This is a genomic window from Variovorax sp. Varisp36 (assembly GCF_047304235.1).
Lineage (GTDB): Bacteria > Pseudomonadota > Gammaproteobacteria > Burkholderiales > Burkholderiaceae_C > Variovorax.
In genome coordinates, this window is sequence record NZ_JBGLYU010000073.1 from 1 (window position 1) to 16,512 (window position 16,512).

General features: G+C 68.0%; 16 protein-coding genes. 7 read left to right on the forward strand and 9 right to left on the reverse strand.

Annotated features, from left to right (window positions below):
- Positions 1-40: 40 nt before the first annotated feature.
- The 7 genes from ACCD11_RS27425 to ACCD11_RS27455 form a co-directional block, all read right to left on the reverse strand.
- Positions 41-661 carry a membrane integrity-associated transporter subunit PqiC gene (locus ACCD11_RS27425; RefSeq protein ID WP_413316212.1) on the reverse strand — a complete coding sequence of 207 codons (621 nt, stop codon included), beginning with the start codon at positions 659-661 and terminating at the stop codon, positions 41-43.
- Complete coding sequence (locus tag ACCD11_RS27430) at positions 658-2,301, reverse strand: intermembrane transport protein PqiB (protein WP_007827637.1); 1,644 nt, start codon at positions 2,299-2,301, stop codon at positions 658-660. Before ACCD11_RS27430 ends, ACCD11_RS27425 begins: the two co-directional genes overlap by 4 nt.
- Positions 2,298-3,017 (reverse strand): paraquat-inducible protein A, encoded by a 720-nt coding sequence (locus ACCD11_RS27435; RefSeq protein ID WP_413316213.1) that lies wholly within the window; start codon positions 3,015-3,017, stop codon positions 2,298-2,300. Before ACCD11_RS27435 ends, ACCD11_RS27430 begins: the two co-directional genes overlap by 4 nt.
- On the reverse strand, positions 3,014-3,655 hold the full coding sequence (locus ACCD11_RS27440) for a paraquat-inducible protein A (protein WP_413316214.1): 642 nt from the start codon (positions 3,653-3,655) through the stop codon (positions 3,014-3,016). Before ACCD11_RS27440 ends, ACCD11_RS27435 begins: the two co-directional genes overlap by 4 nt.
- Positions 3,656-3,725: 70 nt before the next feature.
- Entirely contained in the window at positions 3,726-5,174 is a 1,449-nt protein-coding gene (locus ACCD11_RS27445; RefSeq protein WP_007827634.1) for an MFS transporter, read from the reverse strand.
- Positions 5,174-6,388: a multidrug effflux MFS transporter gene (locus tag ACCD11_RS27450; RefSeq protein ID WP_007827633.1), complete on the reverse strand. Its 1,215-nt coding sequence runs from the start codon at positions 6,386-6,388 to the stop codon at positions 5,174-5,176. Before ACCD11_RS27450 ends, ACCD11_RS27445 begins: the two co-directional genes overlap by 1 nt.
- A 129-nt stretch (positions 6,389-6,517) precedes the next feature.
- A complete protein-coding gene (locus ACCD11_RS27455) occupies positions 6,518-7,378 on the reverse strand; it encodes a CmcJ/NvfI family oxidoreductase (RefSeq protein WP_413316215.1) in 861 nt (286 codons plus the stop codon).
- A 296-nt stretch (positions 7,379-7,674) separates the two neighbouring features.
- Here ACCD11_RS27455 and ACCD11_RS27460 point away from each other — a divergent pair, with 296 nt between their 5' ends.
- The 3 genes from ACCD11_RS27460 (at position 7,675) to ACCD11_RS27470 (ending at position 11,226) form a co-directional block, all read left to right on the forward strand.
- Complete coding sequence (locus ACCD11_RS27460; RefSeq protein WP_413316216.1) at positions 7,675-9,537, forward strand: M48 family metallopeptidase; 1,863 nt, start codon at positions 7,675-7,677, stop codon at positions 9,535-9,537.
- Positions 9,538-9,611: 74 nt separating this feature from the next.
- A complete protein-coding gene (locus ACCD11_RS27465; RefSeq protein WP_413316217.1) occupies positions 9,612-10,910 on the forward strand; it encodes an MFS transporter in 1,299 nt (432 codons plus the stop codon).
- 154 nt (positions 10,911-11,064) lie between these two features.
- Complete coding sequence (locus ACCD11_RS27470) at positions 11,065-11,226, forward strand: HHHH-motif protein (RefSeq protein ID WP_165403270.1); 162 nt, start codon at positions 11,065-11,067, stop codon at positions 11,224-11,226.
- A gap of 116 nt (positions 11,227-11,342) precedes the next feature.
- Here ACCD11_RS27470 and ACCD11_RS27475 read toward each other — a convergent pair whose 3' ends face one another.
- The gene (locus ACCD11_RS27475) at positions 11,343-12,509 is read right to left on the reverse strand and encodes an MFS transporter (RefSeq protein WP_413316218.1); all 1,167 of its coding nucleotides are present in this window, start codon (positions 12,507-12,509) and stop codon (positions 11,343-11,345) included.
- Between the two features lie 78 nt (positions 12,510-12,587).
- Here ACCD11_RS27475 and ACCD11_RS27480 point away from each other — a divergent pair, with 78 nt between their 5' ends.
- Both ACCD11_RS27480 and ACCD11_RS27485 read left to right on the forward strand, forming a co-directional pair.
- Complete coding sequence (locus ACCD11_RS27480; protein ID WP_413316222.1) at positions 12,588-13,475, forward strand: LysR substrate-binding domain-containing protein; 888 nt, start codon at positions 12,588-12,590, stop codon at positions 13,473-13,475.
- Between the two features lie 76 nt (positions 13,476-13,551).
- On the forward strand, positions 13,552-14,775 hold the full coding sequence (locus tag ACCD11_RS27485; protein ID WP_413316219.1) for an MFS transporter: 1,224 nt from the start codon (positions 13,552-13,554) through the stop codon (positions 14,773-14,775).
- Positions 14,776-14,792: 17 nt separating this feature from the next.
- Here the strand turns inward: ACCD11_RS27485 and ACCD11_RS27490 are convergent, their stop codons facing one another.
- Entirely contained in the window at positions 14,793-15,329 is a 537-nt protein-coding gene (locus tag ACCD11_RS27490; RefSeq protein WP_413316220.1) for a methylated-DNA--[protein]-cysteine S-methyltransferase, read from the reverse strand.
- A gap of 33 nt (positions 15,330-15,362) precedes the next feature.
- Between ACCD11_RS27490 and ACCD11_RS27495 the strand changes: the two genes are divergently transcribed.
- Complete coding sequence (locus tag ACCD11_RS27495) at positions 15,363-15,506, forward strand: hypothetical protein (protein WP_413316221.1); 144 nt, start codon at positions 15,363-15,365, stop codon at positions 15,504-15,506.
- 465 nt (positions 15,507-15,971) lie between these two features.
- The coding region (locus tag ACCD11_RS27500; protein WP_413316223.1) for an AMIN domain-containing protein at positions 15,972-16,512 on the forward strand (541 nt) is incomplete at its 3' end.

Consider the following 16,512-nt stretch of genomic DNA (forward strand, 5'->3'; position numbering starts at 1 on the left):
TCTTTCTCCCTCCCCCAGAGGGGGAGGGAGAAAGACGAGGTCAGGTCGTCGCGCAGGCAGTGGCCGACGGATTCGCGCGCGCCGCATTCACGCTGCGCGCCATCGCTGCGGCCGCCGCCGACGCCACGCGCTGCGCCCCTTGCGCCACCGCGTCCATCCCGGTGCCCACGGCCTCGCCGAGGTCCAGCTGGCACACCACCGTGCGTGCCTCGTCCGAGCGCCGCAGCGTCCAGCCGAAGCTGGCATCGACGCGCCCGCCATCGACCGCGTCGAACTGCCGCAGCTGCACCGCGATGCGCCACACCGGCTGCGAGCCCTGCCGGCCGCCCTTGGTCACGTCCAGCGCGCCGAGGCGCCCGGCGATGCCGCTGGCCAGTGCATCGCGCAGCTCGTTCTCGAACGAAGAGGCCCAGCGGTGCTGCTCCAGCACCTCGACCTGCACGCTGCCGTTGGGCTGGCGCACCACCATCTGCGGCCGCGCGAAGCGCTCGGGCACGGCCACGGGCGCGAGCTCGATGTAGAGCGGCGCGGCGCTGCCGAGCGTCGAAGGCGCAGCCTCGGCGGCGGCCACCGGGCTGGCCAGCGTGTAGTAGCTGTCGGGCTTGCTGGCGCAGCCCGCGAGCAGGGCCGCCAGCGCGAGGAAGGCTAGGTTCTTCTTCATTTCCTGTCGTCCGGTTTGCCGCGCAGCAGCGACTCGGGATGGCGTTCGAGGTAGTCGGTCAGCACGCGCACCGAGCCCGCGGCGCGCGTCAGCTCCTGCAGCGTCTGGCGCATGTCCTGCTGCAGCGGCGAGTCGTCGGCCAGCGTGCGCTCGGCCGAGCTCACGGTCTTGCGCACGTCCTTCATGGCCGCGGCCAGCTCGGGCGTGACGTCGTTGTTGATGCGGTTCACCGTCTGCTCGGTGGTCGTCAGCGTCTTGTTGAGCGCCGCGAGCGTGGTGCGCAGGTCGCCCGCGATCTGCTCATACGGCACCTTGTTGAGCTTGGTCGCGATTTCCTGCACCTGCGACTGAATCTCGTCGAGGCTGTTGGCCACGGTGGGCAGCTCGACCGGATTCTTCGTCAGGTCGATCTTGACCGGCGGCGCCTTCGGGAAGAAGTCGAGCGCCACGTAGACCTGCCCCGTCAGCAGGTTGCCGTTGCGCAGCTGGGCGCGCAGGCCCTTCTCGGCCAGGAAGCGCAGCCGCTCCTGCTGGGTGGCGCGCGATTCGGTGCCGCTCTCGCCGGCGCGGCGGCGCAGCCGGTCGGGGTAGACCTGCACCAGCACCGGCATGCGGAACTCGCGCTCGGCGCGGTCGAACTCGACGCCGATCGACTTGACCTCGCCGATCACCACGCCGCGGAAATCCACCGGCGCACCCGGCGTCAGGCCGCGCAGCGACTGGTTGAAGTACATCAGCAGCGGTTGCGAAGGCCCGTCGGGCTCCTTCATGGCGGCGGCTTCGTCCTGCGCCAGCGCGAAGGCGGCATTCTCCTTCGCGACCGGGCCCATCGTGTCGTCGGGCGCCTGGAAGGCGATGCCGCCGAGCAGGATGGTCGCCAGCGACTGCGTGCGCAGCGTGAAGCCGCTGGCGCTGAGCTGCGCGTCGATGCCGCTGGCCTGCCAGAAGCGCGTGTTCATGCCCACGAACTTGTCGTAGGGCGAGTTCACGAAGACGCGCATGGTCACGCCGCGCCCATCGCCATCGAGTTCGTAGGCCGCCACCTGCCCTACCTTGATGCGCCTGAAGTACACCGGCGAGCCCACGTCGAGCGAGCCCACGTCGTTGGCGCGCAGCAGGAACTGCTTGCCCGAGTCGTCGCGCGTGACGATGGGCGGGGTTTCGAGCCCGGTGAACTCGCCCGCGGTGTCTTCCGACACGCCCGCGTCGGCGCCGATGTAAGCGCCCGACAGCAAGGTGTTGAGCCCCGAGATGCCCGAGGTGTCGAGCCGGGGCCGCACCACCCAGAAGCGCGAGTCCGCGGCGGTGAAGCCCTTGGCGTCCTTGTTGAACTGCACCAGCACGCGCACGTGCGAGCGGTCGCGCGCCAGCCGCAGATGGGTGACGAGGCCGATCTGCACGTCCTTGTACTTCACGGCGGTCTTGCCGGCCTCCAGGCCCTCGGCCGTCTTGAAGGTCAGCACCACCTCGGGCCCGCGCTCTAGCAGGATGCGTGCGACCAGCGTGATGCCGACCAGCGCAGCCACGATGGGAATCAGCCAGATCAGCGAGGGCAGCCATTCGCGCCGGCGCACCACGCGCGGCCTGGGCAGCGCGGGCGGGGGCGTCGGTTTGTCCTGGGGTTGGTCTTCTTCACTCATGCTGGTTTCTCGTCTCCGATTTCATGTCCCTGTGCCACTTCGCTGTCCCACGTGAGCTTCGGGTCGAAGCTCAGCGAGGCCAGCATGGTCAGCACCACCACCGACCCGAAGGCCGCGATGCCCACGCCCGCGGTGATGACCGCGAAACCCTGGATCTGCACCAGCCCGGTCAGCAGCGACACCACGAACACGTCGAGCATCGACCAGCGGCCGATGACCTCGATGATGTGATACAGCTTCGCCCGCTCGCGCCGGCGCCAGGTACTGCCGCGCTGCGCCAGCACCACGAGCAGGAAAAGCACCGCCAGCTTGAACAGCGGCACCAGGAAACTCGCGATGAAGACGATGGCCGCCAGCCCGTAGGCGCCCGACACCCAGAAATAGATCACCCCGCTCAGGATGGTGTCGTTCTGCGTGCCGAACAGCGTGCGCGTGATCATCACCGGCAGCAGGTTGGCCGGGATGTACATCATGCACGCCGCGATCAGCAGGGCCCAGGTACGGTTCAGGCTCTGCGGCTTGCGCGTGTGCAGGCGCGTGCCGCAGCGGCCGCAGGCCTCGCCCTCTTGGGCCCCCTTCCAGACGGCGGCGCAGTGTGGGCAGGCCGTGAGGCCTAGCGAGGCGGCGGTAGGGACATGCGCGTCCTCGTCGTGGAGGTCGTGAGCATCGTCGGCCTCGCGGGGTTCGCGCGGCCACGGGAAGGCGAACAGCTTCATGATGCCGGCGCTCCTTCATCCTGCGCCTCGCCCTTCGGTCGAAACGTCATTTCCCAGAACGCGCCGGGGTTGAACGACAGCACCACCGTCAGCATGACCGTGAGCGCCATGAAGGCCCACAGCGCCGCGCCCGGCACCACGGTCGCCATGCTGGAGAGCTTGACGATGGCCACCAGCACGCCGAGCAGGAACACTTCGATCATTCCCCAGGGCCGCAGCGACTGCATCAGCCGCACCAGCAGCGCGAAGCCCCCGGGCCGGCGCTCGCGACTCAGCGGAACCAGCAGGTACGCGAGGATGCACAGCTGCAGGAAGGGAAAAAGAATGGTCGTGGCCAGCACCAGCAGCGCCACCACCGACATGCCCTCGGCGCCCAGCGCCACCACCGCGCCGGCCAGCGTGGTCTGGCTGCGCAGGCCCTGAAGCTCGATCTCGACGATGGGAAACATGTTCGCGATGGCGAACATGATCAGGCAGGCCACCGTCAGCGGGAGAATGCGGTGCTCCTGCCGGCCGGGGTGCCGGTCGAGCTCGGTGCCGCAGCGTGGACAGTGCGCCACGTCGCGCGGCTGCAGCGGCGTGCGGCTGTAGACCGCATCGCAACCCGGGCAGACCACGGTGTCAGGTACTTCCGTCATAGGTGAGTACCCTAACTCATTCAGCCGCTGGGGCCTGGAATTGAAACCAATTAACCGCCCTCGCCCGGCCCTACGTCCTGAGGCGCAGGGTGCTGAAAACCGCCGCCACCGCGGCACAGCTGGCTGCCAGCACCAGCGCCACCACCGGGCCATGCCCCCCGTGCGGGCTCCAGACACTGAAGACCCCCGCCAGCACCACCGCCCCCAGCGTCTGCCCGGTCAGCCGGGCCGTGCCCAGCATGCCGCTGGCCGCGCCGCTGCGGTGCGCGGGCGGAGAGGTCACGATGGTGTGGTTGTTGGGCGACTGGAACAGTCCGAAGCCCAGCCCGCACAGCGCCATGCGCCAGGCGATGTCGGCATCGCCCGGGTGCGCAGGCAGCGCCGCCAGCAGCGCCAGGCCGCTGGCCAGCAGGCCCAGCCCGATGCCGCCCAGCAGTCCGTCGGGGTAGCGGCCGATCAGGCGCCCGGCGATGGGCGCCATCACCACGATGGCCAGCGGCCATGCCGTGATCAGCAGCCCGGCCTCGATGTGGCTGCGCCCGTACACGTCCAGCAGCAGGAATGGCAGCGCGATGTAGGCCAGCATCTGAGCGCAGAACGCGGCGACCGAGGTGCCCATCGACAGCGCGAACACCGGAATGCGCAGCAGGTCGATGGGGAACAGCGGCACCGCCTGCCTGCGCTGGCGCTGCAGGTAGATGAAGCCGACCACCACCCCGGCCAGCAGGATGCCCCAGGCCGAGGCCTGCGAACCGCCAGCGCCCTGCACCGCCCCCTCGCGCACGCCGAGCCGGTCCACACCGAGGAACACGAGCGAGAACATCAGCACGTTGAGCGCCACGTCGACCGGCGAGAACCGCAGCCCCGCAGCCGGCGCCACGCGGTTGAACGGCAGCGCCCGCATGCCCAGCGCGAAGGTGACGATGCCCAGCGGCACGTTGATGGCGAAGAGCCACGGCCACGAGGCCACCGACAGGATGGCCGCAGCCACCGAAGGCCCGGCCACGGAAGACGTCGCGACCACCAGCGAGTTGATGGCCATGCCCTTGCCCAGCTGCGCCGACGGATACGTCAGCCGCACCAGCGCCGCGTTCACGCTCATGATGCCGGCGGCGCCCAGCCCCTGGAAGGCACGTGCGGCGATCAGCGTGCCGAGCGAATTGGCAAACGTGGCGGCCAGCGACGACAGCGCGAACACCGCCATGCCCACGAGGTACACGCGCCGGTAGCCCACGAGGTCGCCCAGCGAAGCCAGCGGCAGCAGCATCACCAGCGTCGCGATCTGGTACGCATTGACCACCCAGATCGCCTGGGACGGGCTGGCCTGCAGCTCGCGCGCGATGCCCGGCAGTGCGAGGTTGACGATGGTGCCGTCGAGCACCGCCACGATCAGCCCGAGGATGATGACCAGCATTGCCCAGCCGCGCTCCGGCAGGGCCAGCCCGTCCAAGGGTTTGCGGGCTGCGTCGTCGTGGTCTTCGGCCACCGGGAGCCCGGCGCCTGCGCGTACCGTGTTCATCAGGCCCGCTGCGCCCTGCGCGCCTGTTCGGAGCCCACGCCGCCCAGCGTGAGCCAGGTCAGCACCAGTGCGATGAGCGCGCCACCGGCCATGCCGGCCACCATCGGCAGCGGCCGGCCGTCGGTGAAAAAGCCCACCACCGCCATCGCCAGTGCGCCCGTCAGCATCTGCAGCGTACCGAGCAGCGCCGAGGCGGTGCCTGCGATCGCGCCGTGCTTCTCGAGCGCCAGCACGCCGGTGGTCGGGATCACCAGTCCCATGAAGCCCGAGGCGATGAAGTACAGCACGATGAGCACCCAGAGGCTGTCGCCGCCCATCGCGAAGTAGGCGAACATCGCGAGCATTGCAACACCGCAGCACACCACGCCGAACTTCACGAGATTGACCAGCCCGTAGCGCTCGCCCAGGGAGCCGGTGAATTGCGAGGCCCCGATGAAGGCCGCCGCGTTCACGCCGAAGGCCACGCTGTAGAGCGCGGGCGACAGGCCGTAGTGGTCGATCATCACGAACGATGAATTCGCGAGGTAGGTGAAGAAGCCCGCCATCGCGAAGCTGCCGATGAACACCAGCCCGAGGTAGTGCGCGTCGCGCAGCAGCAGCCAGTAGGCCGACAGCGCGCTGCCGAGGCTGCTCTCGACGCGTTCCGAGGCGGGGCGCGTTTCGTCGAGCAGCTTGACCATCATCGCGAGGCCCGCGACGGCCGCGACGGTCACGGCCCAGAACACGCCGCGCCAGCCCGCAACCGCGATCACCGCGCTCCCCGCGAGCGGCGCGAGGATTGGCGACACGCTGAACACCAGCATCAGCAGCGACATGAGCCGTGCGGCATCGGTGCCCGTGTGCAGGTCGCGCACCACCGCACGCGGGATCGCCATGCCGGCCGCGGCGCCCAGGCCCTGGACGAAGCGCAGCACGATCAGCGTCTGGATGTCGGTTGCCATCGCGCAGCCCACGCTGGCGAGCGCGAACAGCAGCAGCCCCGCATACAGCGGCGGCTTGCGGCCCACCATGTCGGAGATCGGCCCGTACAGCAGCTGGCCCGCGCCGAGCGACAGGAAGAAGGCCGTGAGGCTCATCTGCACCGCACCGATGTCGGCGCGCAGGCTCTGTCCGATGGCGGGCAGCGCCGGCAGGTACATGTCGATGGCGAATGGCCCGATGGCCGAGAGCAGGCCCAGCAGCAGGGCCATCTTGAAGAAGGGGGAAGAACGCATTGAACCGATTGTCGTCAAGCACGGCAATCGCTGCAGGCGTGGGGTCTGCTTCTGGCCAGAGCTAATCCTGGCCAAAGAATCGCGCAGGCGCGAGGCTGCGAAGACTTCGCCCGGATGAACGGTTTCGACTTACTTGCCGGCGGGCCAGAACACCAGCGCGCGCAGTTCGATGCTGCGGCGAGGCGGCGCCTCGCGCGAACCGGTCGGGTCTTCGAACGCGGTGTGCGCGGTGAAGCGCGCCACGCCGTCTTCGCGCGAGTCGTAGATCTTCAGCAGCAGCGCCTCGTCGGGCCGCAGGCGCGGGAACCAGTACCACCGGTGGTTCGGGTTCCAGGTGAAGGAATAGATTTCGCCGACCTTGTCCGGATAGACGAGGTCGCTCGGCACCATGTCTTGCGGTGAAATGGAGCGCGCATCGCACAGCGCAAGCGGCAAGCGCTCGACCGTGGCCAGCGGGCGCCACAGGTTGATGATCGCGAAGCGCTGCTTCAGGCGTTCCTCGGCCTCTTCGGGGGGCAGATGGTCGCGCACGCGGCGCGGCGCGGAAACGAAAGTCTGGTCGTTGTGCACGCGACGCACCGGCTCGCGCAGTTCGGCCGTGCGGCGCGAGCCTTGCGCGCTGTCACGCAGCGTGTGGTCGAACACGACGATCTTCTCGGCACCGGTGAGGTCGCGCAGCAAGGCCTCGGACTCGCGGTAGTAGATGTCGCGGATCGTTTCGTCACGCGAGAAATCGGCGAGCGCGCTGCGATGCGAAATCTGCGTGAAGCCGCTGCGGTCCAGCGTCAGTTCGTTCAGCGCCACCAGCGGGCGGCCATCGCGGATCGTCACGCGGCGCGGCTCCAGTTCGCCAGCCACCCAGGGCGTGCCCGGCGGCGGCTCGAAGGTGTAGCTCACGGGCCGGCCCTGGCCCGCCTTCAGGTAGTTGAGCTCCGCCACTACCGAAGGCAGCGTGGCTGCCAGCATCTGTCCGTTTGACCCAGCACTCATGCGATGCGACTCCTCGAAACGATTGCTCGAATGGCCGCGAGCCTGAAATGGGAAGAAAGCACAGAAGAAGTGATGACGAAGCTTGCGGCCACGGATGATCGCCAAGGCTATACCTGCACCCCGCGAATCAGAAGAATGCAAAGGGCATAACCTTGCTCGGCGGCTGGTCGGTGCCCCGCGCCGCTTGACGCTGCAGCAGGCTTCACTCCACGCGCCGCACCCGCTACCCTATCGCCTTTCCGGACCGCCCCACAACAACTCACAGCATCCGCTATCCAGGAAGGAGCATCACCCTTATGGCCCTCGCCCGCACGATCCACGCAGACCTCCTGCGCGTTTTCGTTCTCACGCTCGTGTCACTGTTCGCCATTCCCGCGGCAACGCTGGCCTTCACCGAATACGCGCTGCGTTCGCAGGATGCGGCGTTCCTGCAATCGATAGAGAAGCGCATCGCCGGCGATGCGCAGCTCTCGTCCAAGGACAAGGCCGAAGCCACCGATTTCTATCGCAGCCATCCGCTTTCCAGGGCCTGCGACGCCACCGCGCCGGAAGACAGGAACTTCCACGACAAGGTGTGCAGCCCCTACTCGATGCAATGGCAGTTCCACTGGGCCGACCGCGCCGCTGCCTGGACCATCGTGCTTGGTGCTGCGCTGCTCGCGGCGGCGCTGGTGCTGGGCGCGCTGGCCTTCGCCAACCGCGGGCTGCGCTACGCCAGCTTCGTCGCGGGTTGGCGGCTGATGACGGTGTCGAGCGCGCTTGAGGTCGTGCTGCAGAGCGCGATGCTGGTGTGGCTGTCGTTCTGGCTCACGGCCTATTTCTGGCAAAGCTACTACGTCAAGCTGATCGCGCTGGCGGGCATCATGGCCGGGGCCGCTGTGTTCTACGCGATCTACACGCTGTTCAAGAAGCTGCCCTGGGGCAACGAGATCGAGGGCGAGCTGATCGCGCAGGCGGACGCACCGCGCCTGTGGGAGCGCATCCGCCAACTGGCAGGCCGCGTGAAGACCGCGCCGCCCGACCAGATCGTGGCCGGCATCGACACCAACTTCTTCGTGACCGAGGCACCGTGCGAAGTCAGGGGCCGCACCCTGCAGGGCCGCACGCTGTTCGTCAGCCTTCCGCTGCTGCGCGTGCTCGACCAGGCCGAGGCCGATGCGGTGCTCGCGCACGAGCTGGCGCACCTGGGCGGCGGCGACACCCGCAGCAGCGCGGCGCTCGGCCCCAAGCTGCTGCAGTTCGACCAGTACACCTGGAAGATGCGCAGCGGCGGCCTCACCATCGTGGCGCACTACCTGCTGCGGCTGTACCGCATGATCTTCGCGTTCGCCCTGGCGCGAGACAGCCGCGAGCGCGAATACAAGGCCGACCGCGTGGCCGCCGGCCTCACGGCGCCGCAGGCCATCGTGCAGTCGCTCATCAAGATCTCCGCCTATGCGAGCTACCGCAACGACGTCGAGCACAAGCTGTTCGCGCAGAACCGCGAGCATGACGGAGCACTGGGCATCGCCCGCTTCGTGGCGGACGGCCTGCCGCCCTACGCCAGCTCCGAAGCGTTCATCGAGGCGATGAAGACCGCCGACGTGCCGCACCCCTACGACAGCCACCCTCCGCTGCTGGAGCGCATGCGCAACGTCGGCCACCACGTGCCCGAGAGCGCCTACGGCGCCATCGTCGCGACCGCACCGCAAGCCTCGTGGGCCGACGACATCGAGACCGCCCCCGCCATCGAGCAACGCCTGTGGAGCGACTACGAGCAGCGCTTCGTGCAGAACCACGAGCTGAGCCTGACCTACCGCTACGAGCCGGCCACCGAGGAAGAGCGTGCCATCGTGCTGCGGCACTTTCCACCGGTCGGCTTCGCGCTGAAGAACGGCGACCGCATCGACATCACCTATGCCGGCATGCACCCCAGTGCCGACGGCGGCTCGACGATCGCGTGGGACGAAGTCAAGGGCCTGACCTACAAGGACGGCAGCTTCGGCGACACGCTCATCGTCACCCACCACGACAAGGGCATGCTGGGCGCGCGCACCACCAAGGTGAAGCTCGCGGGCCTGGGCAAGCAGAAGGAAAACTTCAAGGCCGCCACCGGGCACTACTGGCAGCGGCACCAGATCATGAGGGCGCAGCAAAAGCAGCAGGAACAGCAGCCTTGACACCCCGGCGGCAATGCCCGCCCTTCCCCCTTCCCCGACCAGCTCCATAAAACCATCCAACACCGGAGACACCCGTGAATACCGTCGAACAAAGAGCCATCTCCAAGATCAGCTGGCGGCTCCTGCCGCTGCTGATGATCAGCTACTTCATCGCCTACCTCGATCGCGTGAACCTCGGCTTTGCAGGCGCGGCCATGTCCAAGGACCTGGGCTTCACCGCCGCCGTGTTCGGCAGCGCGGCTGGCATCTTCTTCCTGGCCTACTTCCTGTTCGAGGTGCCAAGCAACCTGGCGCTGGAGCGTTTCGGCGCGCGCCGCTGGATCGCCCGCATCATGTTCAGCTGGGGCATCCTCTCGGCGGCCCAGGCATGGGTGGGCGGCTCGACCAGCTTCAACATCGTGCGATTCCTGCTGGGCATTGCGGAGGCCGGCTTCTTTCCGGGCGTCATCTTCTACATCACGCTGTGGTTCCCGGCGGCGTACCGCGCGCGCATCGTCGGCTGGTTCATGTTCGCCATTCCGATCTCGACCGTGATCGGCTCGCCGATCTCGGGCTACATCCTGAACATGGACGGCATCGGCGGCATGCATGGCTGGCAGTGGCTGTTCATCCTGGAGGCGCTTCCTTCGCTGATCCTGACCTTCTTCGTGCTGATGTACCTGCCCGACGGCCCGAAGGATGCCAAGTGGCTCACCAAGGAAGAGCACAGCTGGCTGGAACAGACACTCGACACGGAGCGCCGCAACCGCGAGGCGATCAACCCGATCTCGTGGAAGCAGTCGCTGCTGAACCCGCGCGTGATCGGGCTGGGCTTCGTCTACATGGGCATCACCGTGCCGCTGTACGGCCTGAGCTTCTTCCTGCCGCAGATCATCAAGGGCTTCGGCGGGCTGAGCAACGTGGAGATCGGCTTCATCAACGCCTTCCCGTACCTGGTCGGCGCCATCGCCATGCTGTTCTGGACGCGTGCCTCCGACGCGCGCAAGGAACGCAAGTGGTTCCTGCTGATTCCGCTGGCCTGCATCTTCATCGGCCTGGTGCTGGCCGCCCAGACCAGCGCGCCCATTCCGAAGATGGCCGTCGTGACGCTCGCCGCCTTCGGCATCTTCAGCGCACTGCCCACCTTCTGGACCCTGCCCACCGCCATCCTGAGCGGTACGGCGGCTGCGGCGGGCATTGCGTGGATCAACTCCATCGGCAACCTGGGCGGCTACATCGGCCCGACGATCTTCGGCGCGCTGAAAGACAGGATGGGCAACGACATCTACGCGGTGATCTTTCTGGCGCTGCTGTCTGCGGTGGCGTTCGGGCTGGTGCTGATCATCGGGCACGACGCGCGCACGGAGCAGGCGGCGCTGCCCGGGCAGGCCTGATACGGGTTAGCCCCAACATTTCGGCCCCATTGATCTGTGCGATTTTTCACGCTTGATTCGTACAAAACGTCATCCGAATGTGAACTCTGATCGTTTTTCAAGAGCGCCCGTTGAACGACGCATTTCTTCGATGTCTTTGCTTAGAAAGAACCCCATGAAGACCAAGCAGCTCATCCTCTCCAGCATCCTCGCGTTCGCCGGCCTCGCCATGCTGGCACCGAGCATCGCCTCGGCAGCGCCGTACCACCCCAAGAAGCACAAGGTGTGCAAGTGGGATGCACGTCATCACCACCGTGTTTGTCACTGGGTGCGTTGATTCTGTCAGTGCAGACCGCTCCAGGAAGCCCGCTGATGCGGGCTTTTTCTTGGGCGAACGTCGATGGAGTAGCAGTGTGGTCATGGCGATGATTCCTGAAGGAGGCATGTGGCCGGTCAACCGGCCGTGCGCGCGGCGTCGGCTTCAAGTGGCGATGCACTCCAGCCGCAGGCCAGCGCCATCAGCGCGAGCAGCGAGGCAGCCACGCCATAGATCCACGGCGGCGACGCGACCGGCAGCAGCAGGCCCGCGATCAGCGGCCCGGTGCCGGCGCCGATGTCGCGCCACACGGAGCGGGCCGCCAGCGCCTGCAAACGCTCCGGCCCCGGCGTGCGGCGGGCCACGATGGGCGGCAGCAGCGGCAGCTGCAGGGCGCGCAGCACCACGATCAGCGCCGCGCAGCTCCACAGCCAGCCGAGGCCGAAGCCCACGAGCGCGATGGCGGTGACGAGCGACAGGCTCACAAGCAGGCGCTCGGCGCCGAAATGCTCTGCCATGCGCCCGCCCACCGGGCTCAGCAGAATCTCCGCGAGGTAGCGCAACGCCATCAGTACGCCGGCCACGATCACGGCGCCGCCCGGCAGCAGGTCCTTGCCCAGGTAAGAGAGGCCGACGATGAAGAGCCCGTCGAGCGTCAGCCCTTCCATGAACGACCAGCCGTCCAGGCTGTTGGGCAGCTTGAAGCGCTTCGCCGGCCTGGTCACGGGATGCGGCGCCGCCGGAAGCCGCCGCGTGACGCACCACGCAAGCAGCGAGAACACCGCGAGGATGCCGAAGATCGCGCGCGGCCCCGTCCAGTGCGCCAGCAACGCGCCCAGCGGCAGCGCGAGCACCGGCCCCACCGCAATGAAGGCGCGCGAACGCCCGTTGCGCCGTGCGGCACCCACCGGGTCGGCCGTGGCCAGCGCCTGCGTCGACAGGTTCAGCGCCGCGAAGCACAGGCCCCACATCAGCCGCAGCGGCAGCAGCGCCCAGAAGCCCGAAAGCGTGGCGTAGCCCAAGCCGCACACGGCAGCCGCCACCACCGCAATGGTGCAGGTCAGCCGGTCGCCGTTGCGGGCGTAGAAGCGCGCGACGAAACCATAGCCGGCGATGCGCACCAGGCGGTTGGCCGCGAGCAGCATGCCGGCCTCGGCAAGCGTCACGCCGAACTGGCTGGCATACATCGGCAGCAGCAGGTAGAGCACCACGTCGGCCGGCAGTGAAAGGCCGAGCGCCATCGCCGCGTGGCGGGAATTCAGGTCGGTGGACGTGGGGCTGGAAGCGTGTTGGGTGCGAGACATCGGGCGCTGATGGTGCGCCGCCGCCTGCCCCGCCGACAAACGACATTAACGCCCGTCATGCGTGAGAAAATTGCACGCATGCCGCTTCGAGAGCCTCCCCTCAACGCCGTGCGCGCCTTTACCGCCGCGGCACGTCACCTGAGCTTCACGCGTGCGGCGCTCGAGCTGCACGTCACGCACAGCGCGGTGAGCCGGCAGATCAAGAGCCTGGAGGAGTTCCTTGGCATCTCGCTGTTCGAGCGCCGCATCCGGCAGGTGGCGCTGACTGCCGAGGGACAGCAGTTCTTCGCGGAGGTGGAGCCAGCGCTTGCACAGATCGGCGCGGCGGCGCGGGCGCTGCAGTCGCGGGAGGCGGCCCGCGCGGTGCGGATCAACGTGCGCCCTTCTTTCGCGGTGCGCTGGCTCATTCCACGCCTGCCCTCCTTCGTCGAGCGCCACCCCGACATCGAGCCGCAAGTCGTCACCAGCACCGTCATGCCCGAACAGGCCGTCGGCAGTTTTGACATCGCGGTGCGTCGCGGCCTGGAAGGCTGGCCGTCCTCGATGGAGGTGCAGCCCTTTCTCGAAGACGAGGTTCTGGTGGTCGGTGCGCCCTCGCTGTTCAAGGCCCATCCGCTGGACGACCTGCGCGCGCTCGCCTCACACGTGCTGCTGTCGGCCAGGACCCGCGAGGACGACTGGGACGACTGGAGGAAGCAGGTCGGCGCGCCGCGCGCGCGGCCGGCGGGCCGGCTGCAGTTCGACCACCTGCACTTCGTGCTGCAGGCCGCGGTCGATGGGCTTGGCATTGCGCTGGCGCCGACATCGCTGGTGGCGCACGACCTGGCCTCGGGCCGCCTGCAGTCGCCGCTGCCCACGCTGCGCATGCCGCTGGAGCGGTACTACTACGGCCTGGCGCCCGATGCCGCGCCGGAAGCGGCGTACGTGGCCGAATGGTTCGTGGAGATGCAGGCCCAGGGCGCGTAGTCGATCGGCGTGCGGCGGATGCTTGTGCGTCCGGAAACGGCCGGCGCCACGAGCTCGCTGCTCGCAAGATGAGTGCATGCCCCCTACATTCCTTCCCCCCTCCTTCCAGAACCTGGCCTGGTCCAACCTTGCCGCGCAGTCCGCCGAGCAACTGAGCCTTGCGGCCGTGCCACTGGTTGCCGTGCTGGCGCTCGGCGCAGGGCCGGGCGAAATCGGCTTTCTCGCGGCGGTGCAGACACTGCCCTTCCTGCTGGTCTCGATGCCCATGGGCCTGCTCGCGGACCGCATGTCGCGGCGGCGGCTGATGGTCTGGGCCGAGGGGCTGCGGGCGGTGTCGCTGCTCGTGCTGCTGGCGATGGTGTTCGCGTCGAAGCTCAGCATCGGCTGGCTGGCCGCGCTTGGTTTCCTGGGCGCGGTGGGCACCGTGGGCTTCAGCGTCGCGGCGCCCGCGCTGGTGCCGGCACTCGTGCCGCGTGAGGCGCTGGCCGTGGCCAACGGACGGCTCGAACTGGCGCGCAGCGCAGCATTCACCGCCGGCCCCGCGCTCGCGGGCTCACTGGTGGCGTGGGCCGGTGCGTCTGCCGCGTTCGTTCTGGCTGCGGTGCTTTCAGTGGCGGCCGTGGGCCTGCTGCTGCGATTGGGCGAGGTGCCCCGCGCACCCACCTCCGGACGGCATCCGCTGCTCGAGGTGCGCGACGGCGCGCGCTTCGTCTGGCGGCACGAGATGCTGCGCCCGATGCTGATGACCGGCGCGGTCTTCAACATCTCGTGGTTCGTGCTGCAGGCCGGCTACGTGCCCTATGCGGTGCGGGTGCTTGGCCTGGGCGCGCAGGCGGTCGGCCTCACGCTGGCGATGTATGGCGCGGGCATGGTCGTCGGCGCGCTGCTGACGCCGCGCGCAGTGGCGTGCCTGGCGTTCGGCCGCGCCATCCAGGTCGGGCCCGCGGTCGCGGTTGTTGCAGCGGCGGCGATGGCGGCCACGCTCGTCGTACCGACCGCCGCGCTGGCCGCGCTCTCGTTCTTTCTGTTCGGCGCGGGTCCGATGGTGTGGGTCATTACCACGACCACGCTGCGCCAGAGCGTGACGGCAGCGACGATGCTGGGCCGGGTGTCGGCCGTGTTCCTCACGATCAATGCGGGGGCGCGGCCCATCGGCGCAGCACTGGGCGGCGTGGTCGGGGCCGCTTGGGGCGAGCCGGCCTGCCTGCTGCTGGCGCTTGCAGGGTTCGTGCTGCAGGCGGCGATCATCTTCGCGTCGCGCATCGCGGGGCTGCATCGGTTGCCGGTGCCGGTCACCTGAGCTGCGGGGAAGCGCCGCTAAAAAAGCGAAGCCATCCCGTTAGGCCGCGCATCCTCGATGTCGAGCATGCGCAGCTTGGTCAGCGCGCCGCCGCCGGCCGAGAAGCCGCCGGGCTTGTTGCCCGCCGCCAGAACCCGATGGCAAGGCACCACCGGCGCGAACGGGTTGTGGCCCATGGCCTGGCCCACGGCACGCGACAGGCCCTTGTCGCCCAGCTCCTCGGCGATCTCGCCATAGGTGCGCGTCTGCCCAGGTGGAATGCGCCGTGCGATCGCGTAGATGCGCTGGTGAAACTCAGACACGCCGCGCATGTCGAGTTCGATGTGGCCCAGGTCGTCGTGCACGCCTTGCAGCAGGCCCTGGATGGCGGTGATGGCGCGTTGCGCCGCCTCGCTCGGCGGCCTTTCGCTCAGTTCGGGGAAGCGTTGCTTCATCCGCGCCCGCGTGGCTGCCTCGCCCTTGTCGGCAGGCAGTTGCACGCCGACCAGTCCGCGCGGTCCCCAGGCCAAGGCGCACATGCCGATGGAAGTCTCGAACAAGGCAAACCCGGTCATGACGTCTCCTGCAGCGCATATGCAATGCGAGTGATGCCGAGCGACACCGCCGCGCCCATCGATAGCGCGAACGCGAGCCGCAGCGTGGGCTGTACGGGGGCGGAGAAAGTGAGCGTCATCGACATCGAAACGGGCGGTCTGCCATTCTGTGCCCTCGGCAATTACCCTGAAAGCTGAGTATCTGAATTCCATTTTTCATGGCTGGCGCAAAGTACACGTTTTGGCAGAAAATCGGCGCGCAAGGTTACCGAATGACACATTTGCCCTCGTCGCCGGAAGATCCGCATCTTTTGTGGGCGAGGACGGGCAGTGAATGCGAACGCGACTCTTGAGGGTCGACGAAGCCGCAGCGGCGTGTGATCGACATCCAAATTTAAACCGCCGTTGACGCGTATCTCATGCTGCTCCCTTTTCCCGTGCGCTTGCCGCGTGCCACGATGAATCCCCCGTCCGTCGCGCTGACCAAGGGTTCGACCTCGCTCGGCCTGAGCAGGCTTACGCTGTCGGTTGAACCGTATGCCGTGATGGTGCTCGGCCATTCGATCTGAAACGAACCACGCACAAGTGGAAGACTCTGCGCACGCGATGCGCCCCTTCCCTTCTCGATTGCAGGACAACAGCAAGTTGTCTCGGCGCTGGCGCATGAGGAGGCCGATCGTCATTGCGCGCAGCGTTCGCGCCGTGTGCTTGAGCCTGCTTGCCGCCGGCGCGTTCGGCGCCGCCTGTGCGCAAAATGCGATCAAGGCGGTCGCAGCCTCCATCCAACAGGGCGTCGAGGTGATCCAGATCGATCTGGCGCAATCGCTCGCCGCCGTGCCCAGCGGGTTTTCAGTCCAGAGCCCCGCGCGCATCGCACTGGATTTCCCCGGCGTCGCAAGCGATGTCGGACGCGCAGCCATCGAAGTGAATCAACCCAACCTGCGCTCGATCAATGTGGTTCAGGCAGGCGAGCGCAGCCGGGTGGTATTGAATCTCAGGCAGCCGACGCCGTACAAGGCAGAGATACGAGGCAATTCGCTGCGGGTCACGCTGCAGACCGTTGCCGGGACACGGTCGCCGGAGACATCCGCATCGGCAGACGCTGCAGTGGCGCCTGTTCGCGGCGGGCCGATCACGCTGAACTTCTCCAATGCCGACATCGAGGCCGTGGCCCGCACCATGGCGGTGGTCACGGGCCGCGACG